Below are 23,325 nucleotides of genomic sequence, written 5' to 3'. Positions count from 1 at the left end.
CATCCGGGGCTACTGCGCCTCGACCCCATTCGGCAACGGCATAGCCATGGCGATCAGCGTCGTCGTCGAGGGGTCCGCCGTCCGGCCTGGCGAGCGATCCACCAGCACCACCGCCGGCTGCTCGTCGCGGGCGGGTGGCTCTCGCTGCTGGCCGGAACACTGCGCGTCGACCTGAAGCACCAGAGCGCGGGGCTCGCCCGGATCAGCACGGCGGCTGCGCTCGCCCGCGAGTGTGGTCACGACGAGATCAGGGCGTGGGCGCTGGAGACCGAGGCGTGGCAGCACCTGACCGTCGGCGACTACCGGCAGGCGGTCCGGCTCTCGCAGGCCGCCCAGGTGATGTGGCGCGCCCATGAGGTCGTCAGGGCCGCGGAGGCCACCGGGACGCGGGTCGGCGCGGTCACTGCGCGAGGCGTACGAGGAGCTGCTCGTCCCCCGGTGACCGGCCGCGTCAGCCGTCCGGAGCGCTCCGCATCGCCTGGAGCAGTGGGATGGCGGCGATCTTCTGCGCGGTCAGCTCGCTCCAGCGGATGCCGCCGTCCGGGCGGGGGCCGCGGCGGGCCCGGCAGTCGATCACGCGCTCCGGGGTGACCACCAGGTCGACCGGGGCGTCGTGCTCGGCCGTCGGCACGTCCCCGGCCGGGCGCACCTGCAGTTCGTGCACGGTCGTGACGACGAGCGTGTCCGAGCCGATCAGGCCGGCGGCGGTGGCGAGCGCGAACTCCAGGTCGGCGAACCCGCCGCCCTTGCCGAGCCGCGCCCCGTCCTCGCCGACCGCGACGCAGCCGCTCACCACGAGGTCGACGGGGCAGAGGTCGGCCACCGCGACCCGCCGGGCGGAGCGGGTGGCGCCCGCGATCGACGCGGCCTTGCGGGGCGGGTCGGCCAGGTGCGCGGGGTCGAGGAGGAAGAACGGTTCCGGCTCGGCGAGGCGCGGCACCGCCATGAAGACCGTCTTGCCGTCCTCCAGCGCGCGCTGGCGCACCGGGAGCTGCGCCGAGTCCGGGTTGGCCTTCACCGCCTCGGCGGACCGCCACACGTCGGTGTCGCGCAGCCGCTGCGCCGCGGCCTCCGCTCCGGTGAAGTTGGAGATCCGGTTGCGGGCTCCCGGGAAGCGCGCCACGCGGGCCTCGGTGAGCGCCGACCACACCTCGTCCCGCAGCGCCGCCTTGGCCGCCAGCAGCTCCGGGTCGCCGCCCGCGTCGTGGTCGTGGCGGCGGGACCGGGGAGTCACCGTCCAGCCGTGCGGCGCCGGTCGCCACGCGCCCGCATCATCGCGAGCACGGGCAGGGCGAGGCGGGGGAGCAGCGCGCCCGTCCGCATGAGCCCGGCGCGGTGGGTGGGCAGCGACCGCACGACCCGCCGTCCGTCGAGCAGCGCGACGGCGGCGTCGGCCACCGAGTCCGGTGTGAGCAGCGTGCGCTGGGAGAACAGCAGGGCGGTGTCGGGGCTCTCCTGCTCGTCGCGGACCAGCGCCGTGTCGGCCGCGTCGGGGCAGAGGGCGTGCGCGCGGATCGGCAGCCGGGCGAGGTCGAGCTCCCCCTGCAGGCTCGTGGTGAAGGCCAGCACCGCCGCCTTGGACGCCGCGTACACGGCGAGCCCCGGCACCGGCCCGTGCGCCGAGATCGAGGCGATGTTGAGCAGGTGCCCGCCCCGCTCCCGCATCACGTCCACGGCTGCGCGCGAACCGTGGACGACGCCCAGGAAGTTCGCCTCCACCATCAGCGCGATGTCCGCCTCCGGCTGCTCCCACACCCGGCCGGCGCGCAGCACCCCCGCGTTGTTGACCCACACAGTCACCGGGCCCAGCTCCGCGGCGGCCGTCGCGACCCGCCGGTGCTCCGTGGCCTGCCGGGCATCGGCGACGATCGCGGTGGCACCCAGCTCCTCGGCCGCCACGGTGACCGCGTCGGCATTCACGTCGGTGATGACCACCCGGTGCCCTCTTGCGACGAGACGGCGCGCGATCTCGCGCCCGAACCCGCGGGCGGCGCCCGTCACGACCGCAACCCCGTTGTTCATCGCGTTCACGGCCGCCACCTTGTCATGACCGTTCCGCGGATGCCCGTCAGCCCAGCCGCGTCGCCGCGACCGTGAGCCATCGGTCGACGTCGTCGGGGCCGTGGTGGCGGATCGACCAGTCCACGAGCCGCAGGCTCATGTGCGCCCAGTACGCGCGAAGCAGCGCGGGCTCGAGTACGTCGTCGAGCCGCGCGTCCAGCCACTGGGCCGCCGCCCGCCGCGCGGACCGTTCCCTCTGGTCGGTGCCCGGGAGCGCCATGTCGAAGCGGAGCGTCACCAGGTCGAAGCGGCGGTCGCCGCGCCCCACGCCGTCCCAGTCGACCACGCCCGTGATCGCGCCCGTCCGATCGACGAGGACGTTGCCCGGGTGGAAGTCGGTGTGCACCAGGTCGTCGCCGGCGAGCGTGGTCGGGTGCTCGGTGCCGATCCGGCGGACGAGGTCGAGCAGCATCCGCGTGCGCCCGTCGTACTGCGCGAGCGGCTGGTGCAGGCAGAAGCCGGGGCCGCTGCGCAGCAGGTAGAGCGGGACGGCCGGGACGTCCGGGCAAGCGGAGAGGAGCCCGGCGGCGCGTTCGGTCAGGCCGGTCATCTCCTCGACCAGCGGCACCTCGACCTGCGCGGGCGGGGCCCCGGGCAGGAGCTCCTGGACCACGGCTATCCGGTCGGGCAGGCGGGCGACGAGCGCGTACTCCGGTGCGGGGATGCCTCGCCCCCTCGCCAGAGCGAGCAACCCGGCCGTGCGCTCGACCTGTTGCCATGCCTCGGGCGAGGCGCCGCCCGCCTTCAGCACGCCTCGCCGCCCGTCGGGCCACGCCACGAGCGCCGCCCCCACCTGCCCGCCGGGCAGCGGCCCGAGCAGTTGGAGGTCGGCGCCGAGGTGTTCGCGTAGCTGCGCGAGCACCTCGGCGGGTTCGAGCCGGGGGACGGGAGCGAGATCCACACCCAGGACGTTAGCGGCCCGACGCGGAGGCCACCCCAGGTAGTTGGGGAGGGTCAGCCGACGCGGAGCCAGCGGCAGCCGTAGGGCGGGAGCACCACCTCCGCCGTGCCGTCGTCGGCCACCCCGACCGGCTCGGCGCGCGGGTCGAGCACGTCCGTCAGCTGCGCCCCCGAGAGCCCCTGGAGTACGGGCGCCGCGCGGACCTCGGCGTCGGCGAAGTTGTGCAGCGCCACCACCGTCGCCCCGTCGGCGTCGCAGCGGTGGCCGAGCACCGGGCTTGCGTGCGGGCCGGGGTCGAGCACCGTGTACGTCCCCCAGGCCAGCTCGGGGCAGGCCCGGTAGCGCTCGGCGAGCAGCCGCATCCACGACAGCAGCGAGTCGGGGTCGGGGTACTGCTCGCGCACGGCGGCCCAGTCCATGTCCGAGCGCACGGCGAACCGGCCGGGGAGGCTCAGGTCCTCGGCCATCCCGATCTCCTCGCCGTAGTACAGCACCGGCGTGCCGGGCAGGGAGAACAGCAGGCTGTAGACCATGCGGATGCGCCGCTGGTCGCCGCCGAGCATCGGGGGCAGCCGCCTGCGCAGGCCGCGCCCGTAGAGCTGCATGTCCTCGTCCGGCCCGAAGGCGTCGAAGACCTCCTTGCGCTGGGAGTCGGTGAGCTTGTCGAGTGTCAGCTCGTCGTGGTTGCGTACGAACGTTGCCCAGTGCCCGTCCTCGGGCGGGTCGGGTCGCTGCCGAAGGGTCTCGGCGAACGGCTCGGCGTCGCCGCGGGCGAGCGACAGGTACATCTGCTGCATGCCGATGAAGTCGAAGCACATCGTCAGCTCGTCGGTGGAGCCGCCGCCGTCCTTCGCCCCGAAGAACGGCATGGTGTCCGGGTAGGGGAGGTTCACCTCGCCGAGCAGTACTGCTTCGCCGTTTCGCCTCCGCAGGAACGCGCTCAGGTCGGCCAGGTAGTCGTGCGGGTCCGGCAGCTCCATGGCGTCGTCCTGGCCCGCCGTCTCGATGAGGAACGGCACGGCGTCCACGCGGAAGCCCGAGAGCCCCATCTGCATCCAGAACCCCATGATCCGCGCGATCTCGTCGCGGACCTCCGGGTTGGCGACGTTGAGGTCCGGCTGGTGCTTGTAGAACCGGTGCAGGTAGTACTGGCCGGCCTCCTCGTCGTACTCCCAGAGGCTCGTCTCCTGGTCGGGGAACACCACGCCCTGCGGGCCGTCGGCAGGGGGTTCGTCCTGCCACACGTACCAGTCGCGGTAGTGCGAGTCCCGGCTGCGGCGCGCCTCCTGGAACCAGGGGTGCTGCGCCGACGTGTGGTTGACGACGAGGTCGGCGATCACCCGCATCCCGCGGTCGCGGGCGGTGCGGACCAGCTCGACCAGGTCACCGAGCGAGCCGAGGCGGGAGTCGACGCCGTAGAAGTCGACGATGTCGTAGCCGTCGTCGCGGTCGGGCGTAGGGAAGAACGGCATCAGCCACAGGCACGTGACGCCGAGCCGGTCGAGGTGGTCGATCTGCTGGATGAGCCCGCGGATGTCGCCGCACCCGTCTCCGTCGCCGTCGGCGAAGGTCTCGATGTCGAGGCAGTAGATGACTGCGGTCTTCCACCAGAGGTCGGAGGTCTTGGTGAGCCTCACGCCGCCACGTCCGCCCGCAGCTGCGGGAGCACCTTCGCACCGAACGCGTCGACGAACGACTCCAGGTCGGCGAGCTCGTTCCCGACGTGGTGCAGGGCGATCTCGTCGAACCCGAGTGCGGCGTACTCGGCGAGCCGCGCGGTGTGGCGGCCGAGGTCGCTGGAGATCACCACGGACCTGCGCACGGCGTCGAGGGGGACGTGCTCGGACACGGCGTCGAAGGTGGCGGCCGAGTCGATGTCCCAGCACGCGGGCGGCGGGAAGACGTTGCTGCGCCACTGGTCGTGGGCGATCGCCTCGGCCCGCTGCTCGTCGGGGTCGTAGGACAGGTGCACCTGCAGGTGCAGGCGCCCGCGCCCGCCGGCGTCCCGGTAGGCGCCGACGATCTCCCGCAGGGTCTCCACGCGCTGGTTGATCGTGATCAGCCCGTCGGCCCACTCGGCGCACCAGGCGGCCGTCTCCGGGCTCACCGCCGCGCCGACCAGCGGGGGTGGCTCGGCGGGCAGGGTCCAGACCTTCGCCCGGTCGACGCGCACGAGGCCGTCGTGGCTCACTTCCTCACCGCGCAGGAGTGCCCTGATCACGTCGACGCACTCGCGCAGCCGCGCCTTGCGGACGTCCTTGCGCGGCCACGGGTCGCCGGTGATGTGCTCGTTGCCGGCCTCGCCGGTGCCCAGCGCCGCCCAGAACCGGCCCGGGTACATCGCCGCGAGCGTGCCGATCGCCTGCGCGACGACCGCCGGGTGGTAGCGCTGGCCGGGGGCGTTGACCACCCCGAACGGGAGCGAGGTGGCCTGCAGGGCAGCGCCGAGCCACGACCACGCGAACGCCGACTGGCCCTGTCGGGCGCTCCACGGCGAGATGTGGTCCGACGACATGGCGGCATCGAACCCCGCGTCCTCGGCGCGGCGCACCGCCGCCAGCAGCGCGCTCGGATGGACTTGCTCATGGGAAGCGTGGAAGCCGAAGAGCGTCATAACGGACTTCTACCCACACGGGCATGATCGGAAATCCAGGTTCCGACCCGCTTCTCACCGCCTCCGGTTCGCCGCGGCGGCCACCGGGCTCGCCATGAGCTTCTCCAGCAGCCCGGTGAGCTGGTCGACCTCAGGGTCCGACAGGGCGGACGCCCAGGTCCGTTCGCGGCTGTTGTGCTCGGTGAACGCCTCCGCGAACACGTCGGCCCCCGCCTCGGTGAGCGACAGCTCAACGGCCCGCCGGTCCTCGGACCCGCCGCACGTCCAGCGCGGGGGAAGGGTGCCTAGTACGGTTCCGAGGATGATCGCGCTGTACTCCCGACGGCTGGGCTGCCTCGGGTCGATCGTGCTCTCCGTGGTGCTGACGGGCCTGCTGATCCTGCTGTTCGTGCTGATCTGAGCGCCGCCCGCGGTCTCAGCCCGGCGGCCCGCCGAGGTGGGCCTTGAGTTGCTTCATCACTGCGTTCGGGCCGTCGACCTTTGGGAGGTTCTTCAGGGCGTCCACGAGGTCGTCGCCTGCGCCGTTCTTCTTGGCCAGCTCGGCGAGGGCCTTGCCGTCCATGGGGTAGTCGGCGCCCTTGAGGTACCGCTGCACCTCGTTGACCTGGAACGCCGGCCGTTCGACCTCCTTGTAGTGCCGTTCCTTCGACGGCGCCCCGCCCGGAGTCGGACCGCCCAGCTCGCCCTTGAGGTACTTCATCACGGCGTTCGGGCCGTCGACCTCTGGGAGGTTCTTCAGGGCCTCGACGAGGTCGTCGCCTGCGCCGTTCTTCTTGGCCAGCTCGGCGAGGGCCTTGCCGTCCATCGGGTAGTCCGCGCCCTTCAGGAAGCGCTGCACCTCGGTCACCTGGAATGCCATGCGGGGTGTTTACCCCGAGGCCGATCGGTTATGCCGTTCCGCTCTGCGGGGCGGTCTCGTCGACCCGTACCCGCGCCACCCGCATCCCGTCCATCTCCGTGACCGTGAACCGGTTTCCGCCGTAGCGCACCGCGTCGCCGGGCTGGGGGATGCGCCCGAGCCGGGTCTGGACGAAGCCGCCCAGCGTCTCGTACGGGCCTGACGGGAGCTGGATGCCGGAGCGCTCGGCCAGCTCCTCCCGGTGCATCAGCCCGTCGTACTCCGCGTCGTCGGACGCCGGCCGCGCCTGCGGGTCGTACTCGTCCTCGATGTCGCCGACGAGCTCCTCGAGGATGTCCTCCATCGTGACGATGCCGTCGGTGCCGCCGTACTCATCGACGACGACCGCCAGATGGGCCCGCTCCGCCCGCATCTCCGACAGCGCGTCCAGCAGGGGCTTGCCGCTGGGCAGCAGCGGAACGGGCCGCGCGATCCGGCGCACCGGTTGCTTCTCGCTCTCCGGGTCGGTCAGAAGGGCGGTGAGCAGGTCGCGGACGTGGACCACGCCGATCACGTCGTCGACGTCGCTGGCGATCACCGGGTAGCGCGAGTGCGCGCGCTGCATCACGTACCGGGCGGCGTCGCCGATGGTCATGTCGGCGTCGAGGAAGCCGACCTCGGTGCGGGGGACCATCGCCGAGCTGACCGACCGGTCCGCGGCACCGAACACGTCGCCGAGCAACCGCCGCTGCTCCGTGCCGAGCCCCCGGTGTGTGCGGACCATGTCGCGCAGCTCCTCGGGACTGACGTCGTCGTCACTCGCCCGCGGGTCCAGCCCCAGCAGCCGCACGACGGCGTTGGTGGAGCGGCCCAGCAGCCAGATGAGCGGCCGGAAGAGCACAACGACCCGGTCGAGCATCGGCGCGGCGGCCTGCGCCACGGCCTCCGGGCGTTGCAGCGCGAGGCGCTTGGGCACCAGCTCACCCAGCACGAGCGAGAGATAGGAGATCGCGATCGTGACCAGCACGAACGCCAGCGTCGTCGCGACCCCCGGCGGGAGCCCCCAGCTGGTGAGCACGGCGGCGAGCGGCTCCGACAGTGTCGCCCCGCCGTACGCGGCCGAGAAGAACCCCGAGAGGGTCACGCCGATCTGCACGGCCGACAGGAACCGGTTCGAGTCCGCCCGCAGCCGCGCCACCCGCTGACCGCGCTTGCCGGTCTCGGCCATGCGGCGGACCTGCGCGTCGCGCAGCGACACCAGGGCCAGCTCGGCCGCCGAGAACACTCCCCCGATCAGCACGAACAGGAGCACGAGCCCGAGGCTGAGCAGGACGTCGTTCACGGCACGATTCTCCCAGGCGGTGGGATCCGCGCTGGATGAGCGGGGGGTCGGGTTCGGAGCGCCTGCTCAGAACTGCGTGCCGTGCTGGGGGCCCCGTTCGGAGCGGAAGGCGGTGTCGAGGCGGCGGACGGCGGCCGGGTCGGCTTCGACGAGCCCGGCCATGGCGAACGACTCGGCGCGGCCGCCTCCGAAGACCAGCGATCCGAGCGCGGCGACTCCTAGTGACACCACCCCGAACGACCCGGCCGGGCCGGCGCCCGCGGTCACCGGCGCGCACTCGGCGCCGTCCGGGCCGCCGCGCAGCCGGAACCGCCCGCCGCGGTCCAGGAAGGGGTCGTGCACGTCGAGCACGACGTCGATCTCCGTCGCGTAGCGCCGCGTGGACAGGACCGCCGGGACGTCGAGGACGCGGGCCCACATCCCGTCGTCGAGCTCTGTGGTGCGCACCTGGCGGCGGTCGGCGAGCAGGTGCTGCAGCGGCTCGTCCGTGGCGGCGTTCCACCACGAGACCGTCTCCACGAGGTCGAGCGCCAGCAGCGTGCGCCAGAGCGCGATGTACGCCGTGGCCGTGGCCGCGGTGAAGTCGGTGACCCGGCAGGTCTGCGACGAGCTGTCGATCCGATAGGAGACGTACCCGTCCGCGTGCAGGAAGTGGAAGAGCGCGGTCGCGCCGCCGCGCCTGTGCTCCCGGTCGAGCAGCAGGCTGTCCCACCACGCGGCGCTGCGCGAGAGCGCCCCCGGTGTGCGCGCCGCCCACCGGCGGTGCAGCTCCGGGCCGACCTCGCGCAGCTCGGCTGTCTCGACCTGGCGGACCCCTCCCGGGTCGGGCACCCCCGGCCGGAACGTCGCCCGGCGCCTGGTGATCTCGATCGAGCGGTGCTCGGTGGCGACGCCGTAGCCGAAGCGGCCGTAGATGCCACCCTCGCTCGCCGTCAGCAGGGACACCGGCACGCCGTCGGCGACGAACGCGCGGTGCTGTTCGGCCAGTAGTGCCCGGAGGATCCCCCGCCGCCGGTGCGTCACCGCCACCGACACCCACGTGACGCCCGTCGCCGGAAGCCGCCCGCCGCCGGGCAGCGTCACATCGAACGGGAAGTCGCCCGTGATGCCGAGGATGGTGCCGTCGTCGTCGCACGCGAGCAGGAACCGGTCCGGGTCGAAGAGCGGCCGGAAGTCCTGAAGGTCGTCGTCGGAGTAGTTGATTCCGAACGCGCGCCCGTCGGCGAGGCCGATCGCCGGCAGGTCGGCCGCGGTCGCCCGGCGCAGGCCGACCGTCGAGGACCTGACGCGAAGTGGGTCGCTGTGCAGCACGATGATGAAGTGTGGCGGCCCCGGCAGCCACCGTCGACCGGTTAACCCAGCAGATCCTCGTACACCGCGCGCAGCCGCCGCGCCCATCCGACGGCCTCGAACTCCGCGAGGAAGCGGGCGCGCGCCGCGGTGCCGAGCCGCTCGCGGCGGGCGCCGTCCTCGGTGAGGGCGACGATCGCGTCGGCGATCGGCTGCGCCCCGAGCGGGACCAGCACGCCTGTGGCCGCGGTGACGATCTCCGGCACGTTCCCGACCCTGGTGGCCACGATCGGCAGCCCGGCGGCCATGGCGCGCAGCAGCGTTGTCGGCGCCGCGCCGGCGCGGCCGGTGTGCAGCACGAGGTCGGCTGCCCCGAGCAGGGTGCTGGGCTCCTGGTGGCGGTGGACGAACCGGACGCGGTCGACCAGGTCGGGGCTCGTGTCGACGCGCGACTCCAGCCACGGCCGCAGCGGTCCGTCGCCCGCCAGCGCGACCGCGAGCGGCAGCCCGTCGGGCAGGGCCTCCAGCGCGTCGAGAAGCAGCTCGTGGCCCTGGTCGCGGCGCATCGGGGCGATCATGACCGCGAGCACCTCCCGCGGACCCACCTCCAGCGCGGAACGCCGGTCGGCGCGCACGTCCGGGTCGGCGGGCCCGGGGTCGACCACACCGTTCGGGATGATCACCACATCGCTTCCCGCGCCGAGCCCGCGGTACCACTCCCGCTGCACCTGCGAGATCGCGATCGTCCTGGCGGTGAAGCGCTGCCGGGCCACGATCTTCGCGCTGCGCTTGAGCCGGTTGCCGCGGTCGGCGGGCTGGTCGTGGATGCGGTGGAGCGTCGAGACCACCGGGATCCGCAGGCGCGCCGCGGCCGCCGAGCCGACGACGTCCGCGGCGGGCAGGTGGGTGTGCAGGAGCTGCACGCGGCGCCCGCGCAGCAGCGCGGCCGTGCGCGGCGCTGCCCGTGGGTCCCAGCGGGCGAGCCCCAGCTCGGTGACCGGCACGCCGAGCCGCTGGAGCGCGCTCACCTGGCTCGTCTCGGACGTGGCCGCGAGCGCGATCACCTCCAGCTCCAGCCCTGCCTCGCGCGCCGCGCCCGCCAGGTCGACCAGCCCGGTCTCGGTACCGCCGGGGTGAAGCGTGGGGACGAGGTGCGCGATCTTCACGGGCCCTCCGAGAGGTGCGGGTTACCCGGCGGGCCGGGCTCCTGACGGCGGCCGACCCTACCGGCGGCCGGATCCGCCCCGAGTCGGGTCAGGCCTCGCGCGAGGATCCAGGCAGTCTGGAGGGCGGCAGCCGGGGAGGCATGATGCCTGTGTGCAGCCGCTGCCCCTGGACGGGATCGTCGTCGTCTCCTGCGAGCAGGCGGTCGCCGCCCCGTTCGCCACCCGCCAGCTCGCCGAGCTGGGGGCGCGGGTGATCAAGATCGAGCGCCCGGGCGACGGCGACTTCGCCAGGGCGTACGACTCCACCGTCAACGGCCTGTCGAGCCACTTCGTCTGGCTCAACCGATCGAAGGAGAGCCTCGCGCTCGACCTCAAGGCCGACGCGGGCGCCGGCGCGGACGCCGTGATGCCCCGCCTGCTCGCCCGCGCCGACGTTTTCGTCCAGAACTTCGCGCCGGGGGCGGCGGAACGGCTGGGGCTGGGTCACGAAGCCCTGCGGGCACAGTTCCCGCGGCTGATCACGTGCTCGGTCTCCGGCTACGGCCCGTCCGGCCCCTACCGTGACGCGAAGGCCTACGACCTGCTGATCCAGTCCGAGGCCGGGCTCGTGTCCGTCACGGGGACGGCCGACGAGCCCGCCAAGAGTGGCATCCCGGCCGCGGACATCGGCGCCGGGATGTACGCCTTCTCCGGCATCCTGGCGGCGCTCTACGACCGCGAGCGGACCGGCGCGGGGACACACCTGGAGATCAGCCTTTTCGACGCGCTGGTCGAGTGGATGGGCTTCCCGCTGCAGTACACGGCGGGCAGCGGCAGCCCACCCCGGCGCACCGGCACCAGCCACGCGGCGATCGCGCCCTATGGCACGTTCGCGGCGGGAGACGGCACCGAGGTCGTGCTGGGCGTCCAGAACGAGCGGGAGTGGGAGGCGTTCTGCGCCACGGTGCTCGGGCGCCCGGAGCTCGCCGGCGACGAGCGGTTCCGGACCGGGGCGCTGCGGGTGGAGCATCGCCCGGATCTGCATGCGGAGATCGACGCCGTGTTCGGCGAGCTGACCGGCGAGCAGGTGAGCGCCCGGCTCGCCGCGGCCCGGATCGCCCACGCGCGCCGCCGTGAGGTGGCCGAGGTGCTCGAGCACCCGCAGCTCGCGGCGCGCGAGCGCTGGACCGAGGTCGGGTCTCCCGCAGGCCCGCTGCGCACGCTGCTCCCGCCGATCACCCTGGAGGGCCGCCCGCCGCGCATCGACCCGATCCCGGCCGTCGGCGAGCACACGGACGCGATCCTGCGCTGGCTGTCGGAGTGACCACGCTCAGGCGAAACTGGCGGCCACGCGGAAGCGGGCGAGGGCGGGCTCCATCCGGTCCTCCGGCACCTCGCCCATGACCGCCGCCCCCACAGGCACGGACGTCGTGATCAGATCCTCGGCGAACAGGTCGATGCGGCTCACCGACGGCGCGGCGAGGGTGCGGAGCACCGAACCTCGGGCCAGCGCGTCGACGGTGGTGGCCAGCGGGCCGCTCGTCCAGACCGGGATGCCGCCGAGCGTGCCCGCGCTTGCCACGTGCGTGTGCCCGGCGAGCACGAGCCGGACGTCGGAGCCGGCGAGAGCCGCCGCCAGCTCGGGCCGGTTCACGAGCGGGATCGAGGCGGCGAGCGGCACCGCGCTCGGGAGCGGCGGGTGGTGCAGTGCGAGCACGGTGCCGGCCGGGGCCGGTTCGGACAGCTCGGTACGCAGCCACGCCAGCTGCTCCGGCTCCAGGGTGCCGTGCGGATGGCCGGGCACGGTGCTGTCGAGCACGATGATCCGCAGGTCGCCGACCCGGACGGTGTGGTCTAGCGGCGCCGCCGACCCGGGCAACCCGAGCAGGTGCTCCCGCAGCGCCGCCCGGTCGTCGTGGTTGCCTGCGGCGTAGACCAGGGGCGCGCCGAGCCGCACCGCCGCGGGCTCGACGATCGCGCGCAGGCGCCGGTACTCCTCGGGCCGCCCGTGCTCGGTGAGGTCGCCGGTGAGCACGAGGGCGGCCGGGACGATCCCGGCCCCGGCGATCGTCTGCAGCGCGCTTTCGAGCACGGCCGCGGTGTCGACGCCGCCGGGAAGGTCGTCGCCTTCCGCGACGAGGTGCAGGTCGGTGAGCTGGACGAGGGTGTGCGCGGGCGTTGGAATCGTCACCCCGCCATCATCGGCTCACCAGTTCGTGGGCGCGTAGTCCTTGAGGAAGCAGCCGTGGAGGTCCTCGCCTGCCTCGCCGCGCACGATCGGGTCGTAAACCCGGGCCGCGCCGTCGACCAGGTCGAGCGGGGCGTGGAAGCCCTCGTCAGCCAGCCGAAGCTTGGTGGGGTGCGGCCGCTCGTCGGTGATCCAGCCGGTGTCGACGGCCGTCATCAGGATCCGGTCGGTCTCGAGCATCTCGCCCGCGCTGGTACGGGTGAGCATGTTCAGTGCGGCCTTCGCCATGTTCGTGTGCGGGTGGCCGGGGCCCTTGTAGGCGCGGCTGAACTGGCCCTCCATCGCACTGACGTTCACCACGTACTTCCGCCGGGCAGGCGAGGCCGCCATCGCCGCGCGCAGGGAGCTCACCAGGATGAACGGCGCGGTCTGGTTGCACAGCTGCACTTCCAGCAGCTCCAGCGGGTCGACCTGGTCGACGTGCTGCGTCCAGCTGTTCACCGGCGCCGTGTCCGGCAGCAGGCCACCCGCGTCGATCGCGGTGCCGGCGCTCATGCGCTCGGGCGAGGCGCTGCGCGCCGTCATCGCGAGCGCGGTGAGGGCCGGCGCGTCGAGCGCGGGCACCGTGGCGCCGGCGATCGCGGCGGGCTGCGCGTCGCGCACGTGACCGAACGTGATCACCTCCACCGGCGATCCCGACGGCAGCGGCTCCCGCTCGGCCGCCACGAGGGGTGCGTAGGCGCCAGGGGAGCGGCGGACCGTCTGCGCGGCGTTGTTGATCAGGATGTCCAGCGGGCCCTGTGCCGCCACCGACTCGGCGAGCGCGACGACCTGGGCCGGGTCACGCAGGTCGACGCCGACCACCCGCAGCCGGTGCAGCCAGTCGGCGCTGTCGGGGAGCGCCGAGAAGCGGCGGACGGCGTCGTTCGGGAACCGGGTGGTGATCGTGGTGTTGGCGCCGTCGCGCAGCAGCCGCAGCGCGATGTACATCCCGATCTTCGCGCGGCCCCCGGTCAGGAGCGCGCGGCGGCCGGCGAGGTCGGTGCGGGCGTCGCGCTTGCTGCGGTTGAGCGCCGCACACGGCGGGCAGAGCTGATGGTAGAAGGCGTCGACGACGTGGAAGCGGTTCTTGCACGTGTAGCACGCTCGTGAGCGCAGCAGGGTGCCGGCCGTGGCCCCGGAGACGGTGGAGACCAGCGGCAGGCCCTGCGTCTCGTCGTCGATCCGGCCGGGTGCGCCGGTGGCCGTGGCCGCCGTGACGGCATCGTCGTTCGCCGCCACCGCGGCCTGCTTCTCCGCCCGGCGGCGCAGCTTCACCGACTTGTAGATCCCGGCCGTGGCCCGGCGGATGCGCACGGCGTCCGGGTGCTCGGGAGGCAGCTCGTCGACCTCGGCGAGCACCCGGAGGCACGTCTGCAGGTCGTCGGGGTCGATACCGGACACTCGGGCAGCGTACGTGCGAGCTACGCGCCGATCTCCGCCAGCGCCTTGCGCGCCTGCTCCAGCTCGGCCTCGAGCGCAGCCACGCGGGCCGCGCGCTGCTCTCTCGCCGCGTCGATCACGGCGTCGATGGGCTCGGCGAGCTCGGCGTGCAGCTCCTGCGCCGCCCGCGAGACGGCGGCCGCCGACACCGGCAGCCCCCTGCTCAGCCAGGTGCTGCCCTGCTTGAGCTCCGCCTCCCACTCGCCGTCGGCCGTGCCGGTGACGGTGAGCGTCAGCTCGATGGTGCGGGTGGTGCGCGCGGCGGAGCCCTTGGGGCGGCCGCGGCGGCGCTTGCCCGACTCCGGGGTCGCGGCGCTCGCGGCGCCGTCCTCGATGCTCTCCGCGGCGCTCTCCTCGGTGCTCTCCGCGGCGCTGCCCGTGGTGGCGACGCTGACCGGGGCCTCGGTGTCCGCAGGGGCCTCGGCGGGGTTCGGGTCCTTCGGCGGGGTCATGGTGTGGGTGCTCCTCGTGCTGGGGGCGGATGCGGGCGATCATAGAACACATGTTCGACGTGCGCGTTTCGGGATCGCCGCGAATCGCTTAGCAAAGCTATATACTTGGCGGCAGCGCAATGCGGCGGGAGGAACGGCCATGGCGACGTTCGAGATGGGGGACGACGGGCCGTCGGCCCTGGTGGTCGGCGTGGACGGCTCGGACACCGGTTGGCGGGCGTTCCACTACGCGGTCGGTCAGGCCCGCCGGCAGGGCTCGCGGGTGGTGGCGGTGTACGCGGAGACCCTTCCCGCGGCGGCCTACGCAGGCAGCGGGGCGCTCGCGCTCCCGCTGATCGACACGTCGGCGGAGGAGCTCCGCGAAGAGCTGCGCAGCGCTGTCGAGACGCTCGGCGCCGAGCACGGCGTGAACACGCAGCTCGTCGTGTGCGCGGCCGACCCCGTGCTGGCTCTGACGCGGGTGGCCGAGCAGGTGCGGGCCGACGCGATCCTCGTGGGCGCCAGCACCCAGGCCGCGCACCGGCTCTTCGGGTCGGTCGCCGTGCGTGCGGTGCGGGCCGGCCGGTGGCCGGTCACTGTGGTCCCGTGACGGTCAGTCCTGGTCGAGCGCGGCGGCGGCCGCCTCGCCCAGCGAACGGACGGTCGAGGTGATGCTCTCCGTCGTCTCGCGCACCGTCTCGTCCACTGTCTCGACGGTTTCCTCCACGGCGTCGTCCGTTTCCTCCGCGGTGTCGTCCGTCTCCTCCGCAGTCTCGTCTGTGGCCTCGTCCGTCTCCTCGGCGGTCTCGCCCGTGTCGGCTCCGGAGTGGTCCCCGCCGAGGCGCACTGCGGGCACCTCGACGTCGGGCAGCTTCACGTCGGGCAGCTTTACCTTGACGTCGCCGAGCTCCACGTCCGGCGTGGCGAGCTCGGCGCCCGAGACCTTCACACTTGGAAGGGCGACCTCCGGCGGGGAGCCGGCCGATGCCGTGACCCGTGCGGCGGACACCTCCACATCGGGCACGGCCACCTCGGCGCGCGAAACCCTCAGGGGGCCGGCCTCGGCCTCTGATAGCCGCAGGTCCGGGGTTCCCACCGCCGCAGGGGAGCTCGCCACCTCGGCCTTGCCCGCGCCCGCGGTGAGCGCCACCTGAGGTGGCGCCACCCGCGCCTCGGAGATCGTGGCGACGGGCGTGCGCACCCGGCCGACGACCGGGACGTCGGCCGTGCCGCCCGGGATCTCGACGGGGGGCGTCGAGACCTCCGGCAGCGGGAGCACGACGGTGGGCGCCCGGGCTGGGGTGTCGGGACCGCCGCCCCCCGGACCACCTGCTTCGCCGCCGGGAGTCCCGCCGCTTGGAGGGGTGCCGCCGGGCGGTGTTCCGTCCGCTGGAGCAACGGGTCCCGCCGAGTCTGGCGGCTTGCCGATCGGGAACACGTTCGCGCGGTACGTCGGCCCCGCCCCTGTGCCCTGCCCGTCTGCCCACACGACCCGGTGCCGGTCGATCGCCCCGCCGAACGGGTCCGCGCCCTCCAGCGCCCCCGTCGCCGAGCCCGGGATCGCATCGGCGAAGAGGAGGGTGGCGAGCGTGCCTCCGCTGACCAGCGTGCCTGCGTCGGGCTCGGCGATGAACGCCCGCAGCGCTTCCCCGGCCCCGCCCTGCTCGCCGGCGGGCGTGTTCGTCACGCTGTCGGGAGGGTGAGTGGGCCGGCGCAGCGTGTTGTCGACGAGGGCAGTGCCGAAGACGGCGCCGGCGGCGAACAGCACCCCGGCGGCTGCGGTCACCGTCCCCAGGTTCCGCCGGGACCGTCCGGGGGGCGGCGTGACCGGACGGGAGTGGCCCCTGGGCAGCAGCGGCCGGTCGGCCGTGTGCGGCCCGCACCCCTCGCGGCGCAGCAGGGCCGCCACCGAGATGGGCTCTGTCGGGACGTCGTCGGCGTCGAGCGGGTCGCCCTCCGGTGCACCGACGGCTTCCGGTCCCGTCCCGGCGTCCTGGCGGGCGAGGAGCTCGGCGACGGTAACCGTGGCCGGAGTTCGGGGACTGCTGGGGTGCGCGCGGACAAAAGGGGCCACGGTCGGGCCTTCCTAAGGAGGATCGGCGTTTGTTCCCAGGTGTTGTTGCAGGTGGGAGCTCGTTTCGTACTCCTGGTCCGTATCGGCTGGCCAGATATTCTTTGCCCGCTCGTCGAGTATCACCTGAACAGCCCCGATCGCCGTCCGGCGTGGCTGAAGCACCGCTTGCCGAACGGGTGGAGCGGACGTTCCGCCGTTCGTCGGATTGGATCGCGGCGAACGGACTAGCAGACCCTGGGGATCGGGCCCATGACGGTCGGGGAAGGTGGCAGCCGGAAAAAGCCGCAAATCACGGTCCGTGAACTGTGTGTTGGGCCGTCTGGGGCCACGTTCAGGCGAGGTAGCGTTCACTGCTCGTATACCGGCTTATGGGCACCATCCCCTTCATGGCACGCGAGCAAGCACGCTGGGACGGTGGCCGGCGCTCGTCCCGGCGCGAGTTCGGCTGGGACGGGGTGGGGCTGGAGCTCGCCCGCTGGCATCCAGGCCCCGACTCCGACGGTCTGGTCTGCGTCGACGAGCACATGGTGTTCGTGACGCTTGCTGGGAGGACCCTGCGTACCGAGACGGAGATCGACGGGGGCGACCGCTACCGCGGGGCGGTTCGGGCAGGCGTTCAAGAAGGTGACCACCCTGTTCCGCACCATGCGCGGCACCACCCCGAACGCCTACCGCCGCGCGCACGCACCTGAGCCCCCACATGGCAGGGTGATCTCGTGAAGGACACGTGATGCGCAGGTGCGCGGTGCTCGACGACTACCAGGGGGTGGCGCTGACCGCCGCCGACTGGTCGCCAGTGTGGGACGTCGTCGAGGTCGACGTGTTCCGCGAGCACATCGACGACGAGGACGCGCTCGTCGCGGCTCTGCACGAACACGAGATCGTCGTGATCATGCGCGAACGCACGCCGTTCCCGCGGGCGGTGCTGGAACGGCTGCCGAACCTCCGGCTGCTGGTCACCACGGGTATGCGCAACGCCTCGGTGGACGTCGCCGCGGCCGCAGAGCGCGGTGTCGTCGTGTGCGGCACAGGCTCACTCGTCACCCCGACCGTGGAGCTCACGTGGGCGCTGATCCTCGGCCTGGTGCGCGCGGTCACCCCCGAGAACACCGGGCTGCGTACCGGAGCCGGGCCGTGGCAGCGCACGGTCGGCACCGACCTCGCAGGCTCCGTCCTCGGCGTCGTCGGGCTCGGCCGGATCGGCTCGCAGGTGGCGCAGATCGGGCGGGCGTTCGGGATGGACGTCGTGGCCTGGAGCCAGAACCTGACGACCGAGGCCGCGGAGGCGGGCGGGGTGCGCCTCGCCGGGTCCAAGGGGGAACTGCTCGCGGCGGCCGACGTCGTGACGATCCACCTGGTGCTTTCGGACGCACACGTGGCCTCATCGGCGCTGACGACCTGGAGCGGATGCGGCCGGACGCGTACTTGGTGAACACCTCAAGGGCGCCGATCGTCGACCAGGACGCGCTGGTGGAGGCGCTGCGGGCCGGCCGGATCGCCGGTTCAGGCCTCGACGTGTACGACGTGGAGCCGCTGCCGTCCGACCACCCGTTCCGCACGCTGCCGAACGTGCTCGCGACCCCGCACCTCGGATACGTCACGAAGCGGAACTACGCGGTCTTCCACCGCGAGGTGGTCGAGGACATCGCGGCGTACCTCCAGGGCGCCCCGGTCCGCACCATCACGCCCTGATACCGCGACTCGCGCACCCGAATCCAGCGACTCGCGGCGTTTCCCGCGAGTCGCTGCAGAAATGCGCGCGAGTCGCTAACCCGTCAGACCTCGGGGACGAGCTCGGGCCAGCCGTCGGTGTTGCTCCAGGACAGCTGCTGCAGGCCGAGTCGTGGCGCTCCGCCCGCGCTCGCGTCGTAGTAGTGGTAGGCGAGCACCCCGTCGGAGACGGACTGGCCGCCCGGGCCGACGCGGTCGCCCGACGTCGAGAGAAGGGTCGTCCCGCCGCCCTTCAGGAGGCTGCGCCCGTCCCGGTCCAGGTAGGGCCCGGTGACCGCGCGGGAGCGCCCGACGACGATCCGGTAGTCGCTGTCCACACCCTTGCAGCATTGGCCCCACGACGTGAAGAGGTAGTACCAGCCGTCGTGGAGCGAGATGAAGGGCGCCTCGATGGCGTTCGGCGACTCCTGTCGGTCCGCGAGGTGCAGCAGCTCATCCCCGGAGGACGCGGTGAGGCCGGACGGCCACTGCAGCTGCACCATCCTGATCCCGCTCAAGTACGACCCGAACGCCATCCACGGGATGCCCCGGGCGTCCTCGATGATCGCCGGGTCGATCGAGTTGTAGTCGCTGCCGGGCGACGAGCGCAGCACCTCGCCGCGGTCCACCCAGTTGTAGCGCGGGTCTTTGAGGTCGAGGGTGGTGTTGGTGGCCAGGGCGATCACCGAGTTGTTGGTGCCGAACACCGAGGCGACGTAGTAGAGGTAGTAGGTGTCGCCGTAGCGGTGGAGCTCGGGGGCCCACAGGTTGTTCGCGCCCGGCACGGCCGCCGTGACCCACGCCGGCATCGCGTCCCACACCGTGCCTGCGAACCTCCAGTTCTGCCCGTCCGGCGACGTGCGGATCTGGATCGTGCCCCCGCCGATCGCGGGGTCACCGGTCGAGAAGACGTACCAGTCCTGCCCAACGCCCCCTCTGACCAGCGCGGGGTCGTGCGCGGCGAGGTCACCCGTGAGCCGCGCAGGCGCAGCCGAGGCGGGGGTGGGTACCAGCAGTGTCACGGCGGTGAATAGCGCGGCGAGTGCCACGCACGGGGCGAGTCGCACCTCGTCCTCCATCATCGGATCCGGCCGGATGGAGATGCCACGGTAGGACGGCGGTGCTCCACGGGCAGTCCGACGCTCGCGCCGCGCCCCGCACAACCACCCGAAGGGAGGCGCGTGCGGGAGCCTCAGGCCTCAGGCGCTGGGCCGAGTGGCCGCTCTCTCTAGCCCATCGAGGATCAGATCCAGCCCGAACTCGAACTCGTCGCCGTAGTCGTGACCGGGGCTGAGCGTGCCCTTGGCCTGCTCCATGTACCGGGCGTACTCGGGCCGTGCGCCGGTGCGTCCAGCGGGGAGCTGGGCCGTCGAGATATGTGGCGGACTTGCGGCGCGGGGACACTAGCGCTCGGGAACCGCTCACCGGCTGTAGTGGGAGCGACCGTGGCGTACGACCGCCACGGCGAGCGCGGTCGTGAGGGGAACGGCGGCGACGAGGCCGATGCTGCCGACGAGAGTGCGCACGACCTCCGTGGCGATCACCTGGACGCTCAGAGTGTCGAGCAGTCCGCGCTCGGCCACGGAGAACAGCAGCAGCAGCGGCAGGGTGGTGCCGGCGTAGGCGAGCACGAGGGTGTTGACGGCGGAGGCGACGTGGTCGCGGCCGATCCGCATCGCGGAGGAGAACAGTGCGCGGGGCCGTGACCCGCGATCGGCGGCGTCCAGTTCCCACACGGCGCTGGTCTGGGTGACGGTGACGTCGTCCAGGGCGCCGAGTGCGCCGATCACCAGCCCGGCGAGCACGAGTCCGCGCCCGTCGACCGGTGAGCCAAGCGTTGCGGCGAGGGCCGCGGTGTCCTCGGTGACGCCGGTCAGGCGGGCCAGGGCGGCGAAGGCGACCCCGAGCGCGCCGATGAGCAGCAGGCTCGCCATCGTGCCGATCAGGGCAACGGACGTGCGGGCGGACACGCCGTGGGTGATGTACAGGGCGCCGAACATGATGACACCGCTACCGACCACTGCGACGGCGAGCGGGTTCTGGCCGGCGAGGATCGCAGGCAGGACGAACAGCACCAGCACCGCTCCGGTCAGGCCCAGCGCGCCGAGGGCGGCCACGCCGCGCCACCGGCCGAGGGCGACGACGGCCGCGGCGAAGAGGACGGTGAGCGCGAGCAGCGGAGTGCCGCGCTGGAAGTCGCTCACCTGGTAGGTCCCCGGGTCGGACGTGCTGCCTCCCGCCGAGACGAGCACGACGTCGTCGCCGGGCCCGAACGGGGCGACGCCGTGGGGTGCGGACTCGACGACCACGATCGCGGTGCCGGCCAGCGGACCGTCGGACACCTCGACGGTGAGCGCAACACAGCCCGTGTCGGTGGGGTCCTCGCTGCAGGGAGCTTCCGTGGCGGTGGTGACATGACCGTCGAACCGTGCCGCTGCGTCAGCGGCTGGGGGCGCCGACCCGGCGGCCGGGTGCAGCAGGATCAGCCCGGCCAGGGTCGCGACTGCCAGGGGAACGAGCAGCGCCGTGATCAGGATCCGGACCCGCCGGTCGGCCGGCCTCGGTGGGCCGTGATCATGCCCGTGGCCGTGCCCGTCCGAGCCCTCGGGTAGGTGCGGGTCGGGGCCAGGCCTGCGGTGCCGCGCTCCGGTCCGGTGGGGCGCGGGCTGAGGCGGCGAGGTGTTCGGCGGGCGCACGCGGGAGATCCTGCCGTCCCGGAGTTCGATCAGCTCGCTGGCCTTTCCGTCACCGCTGGCGGCCTCGTCGCGCTTCCCCGCATCAAGAGTTGCCGGACGACCCTCAACCGGCGGGCTGATCTCCGCGCACACCACCCCGAAATGCCTCGACAGTCACATAATGGGTGGGCACAACCGACATGACCCGACGTCGGCCGACTGGCGGGTGTCAGCGTCGCCCGCGCTCGTCTTCCCGGTGACGTCCACGTCACAGTGAGGAGACACTGTGCGCAGCGAACACCCCGGCCGGCCCCGGGCACTGCGCCTCAGTGGCCTGGCAGCGCTCATCGCGGCCCTGGCCATGGCGTTGAGCGCGGCATCGGCCCGGCCCGAGCACTACCACATCGTCAACCCCCGGACCGGGATGATGGTCGAGATCCAGGCGAACAGCCGCGCTCCCGGGGCGCCGGCGATCCTCTGGCCGCACAACGGCGGCGCGAGCCAGCAGTTCACCGTCGAGCGCATCATGATCGGCACCCTTCCCGACCCGCGCCCGGCGTGGTTCCTGCTGCGGGCCGTGCACTCCGGGCTGTGCCTGCGGACCGACGGTTACCGCTCGGGTGCCGCAGTGCGGCAGGCCGAGTGCAGCGCCGACGCCCGGCAGATGTGGCGCGTCCGCAGGATCCCGAAGACCCCTTCGGAGTGCTCGAACCGGAGCCAGTGTCTCCCGGGGACCCGCACCGTGATGGAGAACTACTTCAACCGCGGCACGCGGTGCCTGGATGCGGGGAACGCCAACTTTCCCGCGCCGCCGAGGCAGGGCACGGGGCTGATGGCGTGGGACTGCATCACCAGGTTCAGCGCGCCCAACGCGGTCAACCAGGAATGGGAACTGGTGCGGACGCAGGACTGGGGGCGGCCCGGACCGGTCGTCAACTGAGATCGGGCGGCCCGCTCGGTGGCGGCCCGCCACCCCAGCCACGTCACGGGATCAGCGTGCCGCCACGCGACGGCCGCGACCCGCGCCATGTGCCGACAATCAAGCAAAAGGTGAAGTGTTTGCCCCGAAGACTTGATTGATTGTCCATACGTCCGGCTGTCAAACTCGGGCGTCGCCAACAGGACGGAGCGGCCGGTGACCGATCGGTGGAGCGCAGGCGTCATCCCGTACGCGGAGATGGGCTATTGGCAGCCGGACTACGTGCCGAAGGACAGGGACATCCTGTGTGCCTTCCGGATCACGCCGCAGGACGGGGTGCCCCCCGAGGAGGCGGGCGCCGCGGTGGCGGGGGAGTCCAGCACCGCCACCTGGACCGTCGTGTGGACCGACCGGCTCACCGCGCACGAGCACTACCAGGCCAAGTGCTACGACGTGCAGGCCGTGCCCGGCGCACCGGGCCAGTACATCGCGTGGATCGCCTACGACCTCGACCTGTTCGAGGAGGGCTCGATCGCCAACCTCACCAGCTCGATCATCGGCAACGTCTTCGGCTTCAAGGCGCTCAAGGCGCTGCGCCTGGAGGACATGCGGATCCCGGTGCACTACGTGAAGACGTTTCCGGGGGCCCCGCACGGGATCGTGATGGAGCGCGAGTACCTGGGGAAGTACGGGCGCCCGCTGCTCGGTGCCACCACCAAACCGAAGCTCGGGCTCTCGGCCCGCAACTACGGGCGGGTCGTGTACGAGGCGCTGCGCGGCGGGCTCGACTTCACCAAGGACGACGAGAACATCAACTCCCAGCCGTTCATGCGCTGGCGCGATCGGTACCTCTTCTGCATGGAGGCGGTCAACCGGGCCCAGGCCTCAACCGGTGAGATCAAGGGCCACTATCTCAACGTCACCGCCGCGACGATGGAGCAGATGTACGAGCGCGCGGAGTTCGCCCGCGAGCTCGGGACCGTCATCGTCATGATCGACCTGACGGTCGGCTACACGGCGATCCAGTCGATGAGCAACTGGGCGCGCGCGAGCGGGGTGCTGCTGCACCTGCACCGGGCCGGGCACGGCACATACACCCGGCAGAAGACCCACGGCGTGAGCTTCCGGGTGATCGCCAAGTGGATGCGCCTCGCCGGGGTTGACCACATCCACGCCGGCACGGTCGTCGGCAAGCTCGAGGGCGACCCCAACATCGTCTCGGGCTTCTACGACACCCTGCGGCTCGACCACGTGCCGGCCGACCCGGTGAAGGGCCTGTACTTCGACCAGGACTGGGCGTCGCTGCCGGGCGTGATGCCGGTGGCGTCCGGCGGGATCCACGCCGGACAGATGCACCAGCTGCTGCACCACCTCGGAGAGGACGCCGTGCTGCAGTTCGGCGGCGGCACCATCGGGCACCCGATGGGCATCGCCGCTGGCGCCACCGCCAACCGTGTGGCCGTCGAGGCGATGATCAAGGCGCGCAACGAGGGGCGGGACTTCCTCGCCGAGGGCGAGGAGATCCTGAAGACGGCCGCGCAACGCTGCCGCGAGCTCGACGTCGCACTCGCCACCTGGGGCGACATCACGTTCGACTACGCCTCCACCGACACCCCGGACGTGGTCGCCACGCCCACCGGGAACTGAAGGAGCAG

General features: G+C 72.7%; 22 protein-coding genes and 1 pseudogene. 6 read left to right on the top strand and 17 right to left on the bottom strand.

The window, feature by feature from the left end:
- Positions 1–9 precede the first annotated feature (9 nt).
- The 11 genes from ABD143_RS13775 to ABD143_RS13725 form a co-directional block, all read right to left on the bottom strand.
- Entirely contained in the window at positions 10–240 is a 231-nt protein-coding gene (locus tag ABD143_RS13775; protein ID WP_343976705.1) for a hypothetical protein, read from the bottom strand.
- A 211-nt stretch (positions 241–451) separates the two neighbouring features.
- Positions 452–1,234, bottom strand: coding sequence for a 5-formyltetrahydrofolate cyclo-ligase (locus ABD143_RS13770; protein ID WP_343976702.1), 783 nt, complete (start codon positions 1,232–1,234; stop codon positions 452–454).
- A complete protein-coding gene (locus ABD143_RS13765) occupies positions 1,231–2,022 on the bottom strand; it encodes an SDR family oxidoreductase (RefSeq protein ID WP_343977419.1) in 792 nt (263 codons plus the stop codon). The genes ABD143_RS13770 and ABD143_RS13765 overlap by 4 nt, the downstream gene beginning before the upstream one ends.
- A 46-nt stretch (positions 2,023–2,068) precedes the next feature.
- Positions 2,069–2,962: a phosphotransferase family protein gene (locus ABD143_RS13760; protein WP_343976699.1), complete on the bottom strand. Its 894-nt coding sequence runs from the start codon at positions 2,960–2,962 to the stop codon at positions 2,069–2,071.
- Positions 2,963–3,015: 53 nt separating this feature from the next.
- The gene (locus tag ABD143_RS13755) at positions 3,016–4,599 is read right to left on the bottom strand and encodes an alpha-amylase family protein (RefSeq protein WP_343976696.1); all 1,584 of its coding nucleotides are present in this window, start codon (positions 4,597–4,599) and stop codon (positions 3,016–3,018) included.
- Positions 4,596–5,576, bottom strand: a complete 981-nt coding sequence (locus tag ABD143_RS13750) for a TIGR03885 family FMN-dependent LLM class oxidoreductase (RefSeq protein ID WP_343976693.1) — start codon at positions 5,574–5,576, stop codon at positions 4,596–4,598. The genes ABD143_RS13755 and ABD143_RS13750 overlap by 4 nt, the downstream gene beginning before the upstream one ends.
- Before the next feature lie 54 nt (positions 5,577–5,630).
- The gene (locus tag ABD143_RS13745) at positions 5,631–5,777 is read right to left on the bottom strand and encodes a hypothetical protein (RefSeq protein ID WP_343976691.1); all 147 of its coding nucleotides are present in this window, start codon (positions 5,775–5,777) and stop codon (positions 5,631–5,633) included.
- Between the two features lie 214 nt (positions 5,778–5,991).
- Positions 5,992–6,435, bottom strand: coding sequence for a DUF2795 domain-containing protein (locus ABD143_RS13740; RefSeq protein ID WP_343976688.1), 444 nt, complete (start codon positions 6,433–6,435; stop codon positions 5,992–5,994).
- Positions 6,436–6,463: 28 nt separating this feature from the next.
- The gene (locus ABD143_RS13735) at positions 6,464–7,756 is read right to left on the bottom strand and encodes a hemolysin family protein (RefSeq protein ID WP_343976685.1); all 1,293 of its coding nucleotides are present in this window, start codon (positions 7,754–7,756) and stop codon (positions 6,464–6,466) included.
- 66 nt (positions 7,757–7,822) lie between these two features.
- The gene (locus tag ABD143_RS13730; RefSeq protein ID WP_343976682.1) at positions 7,823–9,067 is read right to left on the bottom strand and encodes a GNAT family N-acetyltransferase; all 1,245 of its coding nucleotides are present in this window, start codon (positions 9,065–9,067) and stop codon (positions 7,823–7,825) included.
- Between the two features lie 41 nt (positions 9,068–9,108).
- The gene (locus ABD143_RS13725) at positions 9,109–10,212 is read right to left on the bottom strand and encodes a glycosyltransferase (protein WP_343976679.1); all 1,104 of its coding nucleotides are present in this window, start codon (positions 10,210–10,212) and stop codon (positions 9,109–9,111) included.
- Positions 10,213–10,363: 151 nt separating this feature from the next.
- Here ABD143_RS13725 and ABD143_RS13720 point away from each other — a divergent pair, with 151 nt between their 5' ends.
- Positions 10,364–11,515 (top strand): CaiB/BaiF CoA transferase family protein, encoded by a 1,152-nt coding sequence (locus tag ABD143_RS13720; protein ID WP_343976676.1) that lies wholly within the window; start codon positions 10,364–10,366, stop codon positions 11,513–11,515.
- A gap of 6 nt (positions 11,516–11,521) precedes the next feature.
- Here ABD143_RS13720 and ABD143_RS13715 read toward each other — a convergent pair whose 3' ends face one another.
- The 3 genes from ABD143_RS13715 to ABD143_RS13705 are packed head-to-tail and all read right to left on the bottom strand — an operon-like array spanning position 11,522 to position 14,313.
- On the bottom strand, positions 11,522–12,382 hold the full coding sequence (locus tag ABD143_RS13715; RefSeq protein WP_343976673.1) for a metallophosphoesterase: 861 nt from the start codon (positions 12,380–12,382) through the stop codon (positions 11,522–11,524).
- 15 nt (positions 12,383–12,397) lie between these two features.
- Positions 12,398–13,822, bottom strand: a complete 1,425-nt coding sequence (locus ABD143_RS13710) for an SDR family NAD(P)-dependent oxidoreductase (protein ID WP_343976670.1) — start codon at positions 13,820–13,822, stop codon at positions 12,398–12,400.
- A gap of 20 nt (positions 13,823–13,842) precedes the next feature.
- Positions 13,843–14,313: a DUF6319 family protein gene (locus tag ABD143_RS13705; RefSeq protein WP_343976667.1), complete on the bottom strand. Its 471-nt coding sequence runs from the start codon at positions 14,311–14,313 to the stop codon at positions 13,843–13,845.
- A 139-nt stretch (positions 14,314–14,452) separates the two neighbouring features.
- Between ABD143_RS13705 and ABD143_RS13700 the strand changes: the two genes are divergently transcribed.
- The gene (locus ABD143_RS13700; protein ID WP_343976664.1) at positions 14,453–14,902 is read left to right on the top strand and encodes a universal stress protein; all 450 of its coding nucleotides are present in this window, start codon (positions 14,453–14,455) and stop codon (positions 14,900–14,902) included.
- 3 nt (positions 14,903–14,905) lie between these two features.
- On the opposite strand, the gene ABD143_RS13695 is transcribed toward ABD143_RS13700, so the two are convergent.
- Positions 14,906–16,366, bottom strand: coding sequence for a hypothetical protein (locus ABD143_RS13695; RefSeq protein WP_343976663.1), 1,461 nt, complete (start codon positions 16,364–16,366; stop codon positions 14,906–14,908).
- Between the two features lie 386 nt (positions 16,367–16,752).
- On the opposite strand from ABD143_RS13695, the gene ABD143_RS13690 reads away from it, so the two are divergent.
- Positions 16,753–17,058 (top strand): hypothetical protein, encoded by a 306-nt coding sequence (locus ABD143_RS13690; RefSeq protein ID WP_343976660.1) that lies wholly within the window; start codon positions 16,753–16,755, stop codon positions 17,056–17,058.
- Between the two features lie 38 nt (positions 17,059–17,096).
- A pseudogene (locus ABD143_RS13685) lies at positions 17,097–18,058 on the top strand (D-2-hydroxyacid dehydrogenase family protein).
- An 83-nt stretch (positions 18,059–18,141) separates the two neighbouring features.
- Here ABD143_RS13685 and ABD143_RS13680 read toward each other — a convergent pair.
- Both ABD143_RS13680 and ABD143_RS13675 read right to left on the bottom strand, forming a co-directional pair.
- The gene (locus ABD143_RS13680) at positions 18,142–19,143 is read right to left on the bottom strand and encodes an arabinan endo-1,5-alpha-L-arabinosidase (RefSeq protein WP_343976657.1); all 1,002 of its coding nucleotides are present in this window, start codon (positions 19,141–19,143) and stop codon (positions 18,142–18,144) included.
- A 354-nt stretch (positions 19,144–19,497) separates the two neighbouring features.
- Positions 19,498–20,772, bottom strand: coding sequence for a YibE/F family protein (locus ABD143_RS13675; RefSeq protein WP_343976654.1), 1,275 nt, complete (start codon positions 20,770–20,772; stop codon positions 19,498–19,500).
- A 265-nt stretch (positions 20,773–21,037) separates the two neighbouring features.
- Between ABD143_RS13675 and ABD143_RS13670 the strand changes: the two genes are divergently transcribed.
- Positions 21,038–21,691, top strand: a complete 654-nt coding sequence (locus tag ABD143_RS13670) for an RICIN domain-containing protein (RefSeq protein WP_343976651.1) — start codon at positions 21,038–21,040, stop codon at positions 21,689–21,691.
- A gap of 195 nt (positions 21,692–21,886) precedes the next feature.
- Positions 21,887–23,317, top strand: coding sequence for a form I ribulose bisphosphate carboxylase large subunit (locus ABD143_RS13665; protein WP_343976648.1), 1,431 nt, complete (start codon positions 21,887–21,889; stop codon positions 23,315–23,317).
- Positions 23,318–23,325 lie beyond the last annotated feature (8 nt).

The organism is Pseudonocardia aurantiaca (assembly GCF_039526725.1).
Taxonomy (GTDB): domain Bacteria; phylum Actinomycetota; class Actinomycetes; order Mycobacteriales; family Pseudonocardiaceae; genus Pseudonocardia; species Pseudonocardia aurantiaca.
The sequence above is the reverse complement of the archived record's forward strand: the minus strand, read 5'-3'. Positions and strand labels throughout refer to the sequence as shown.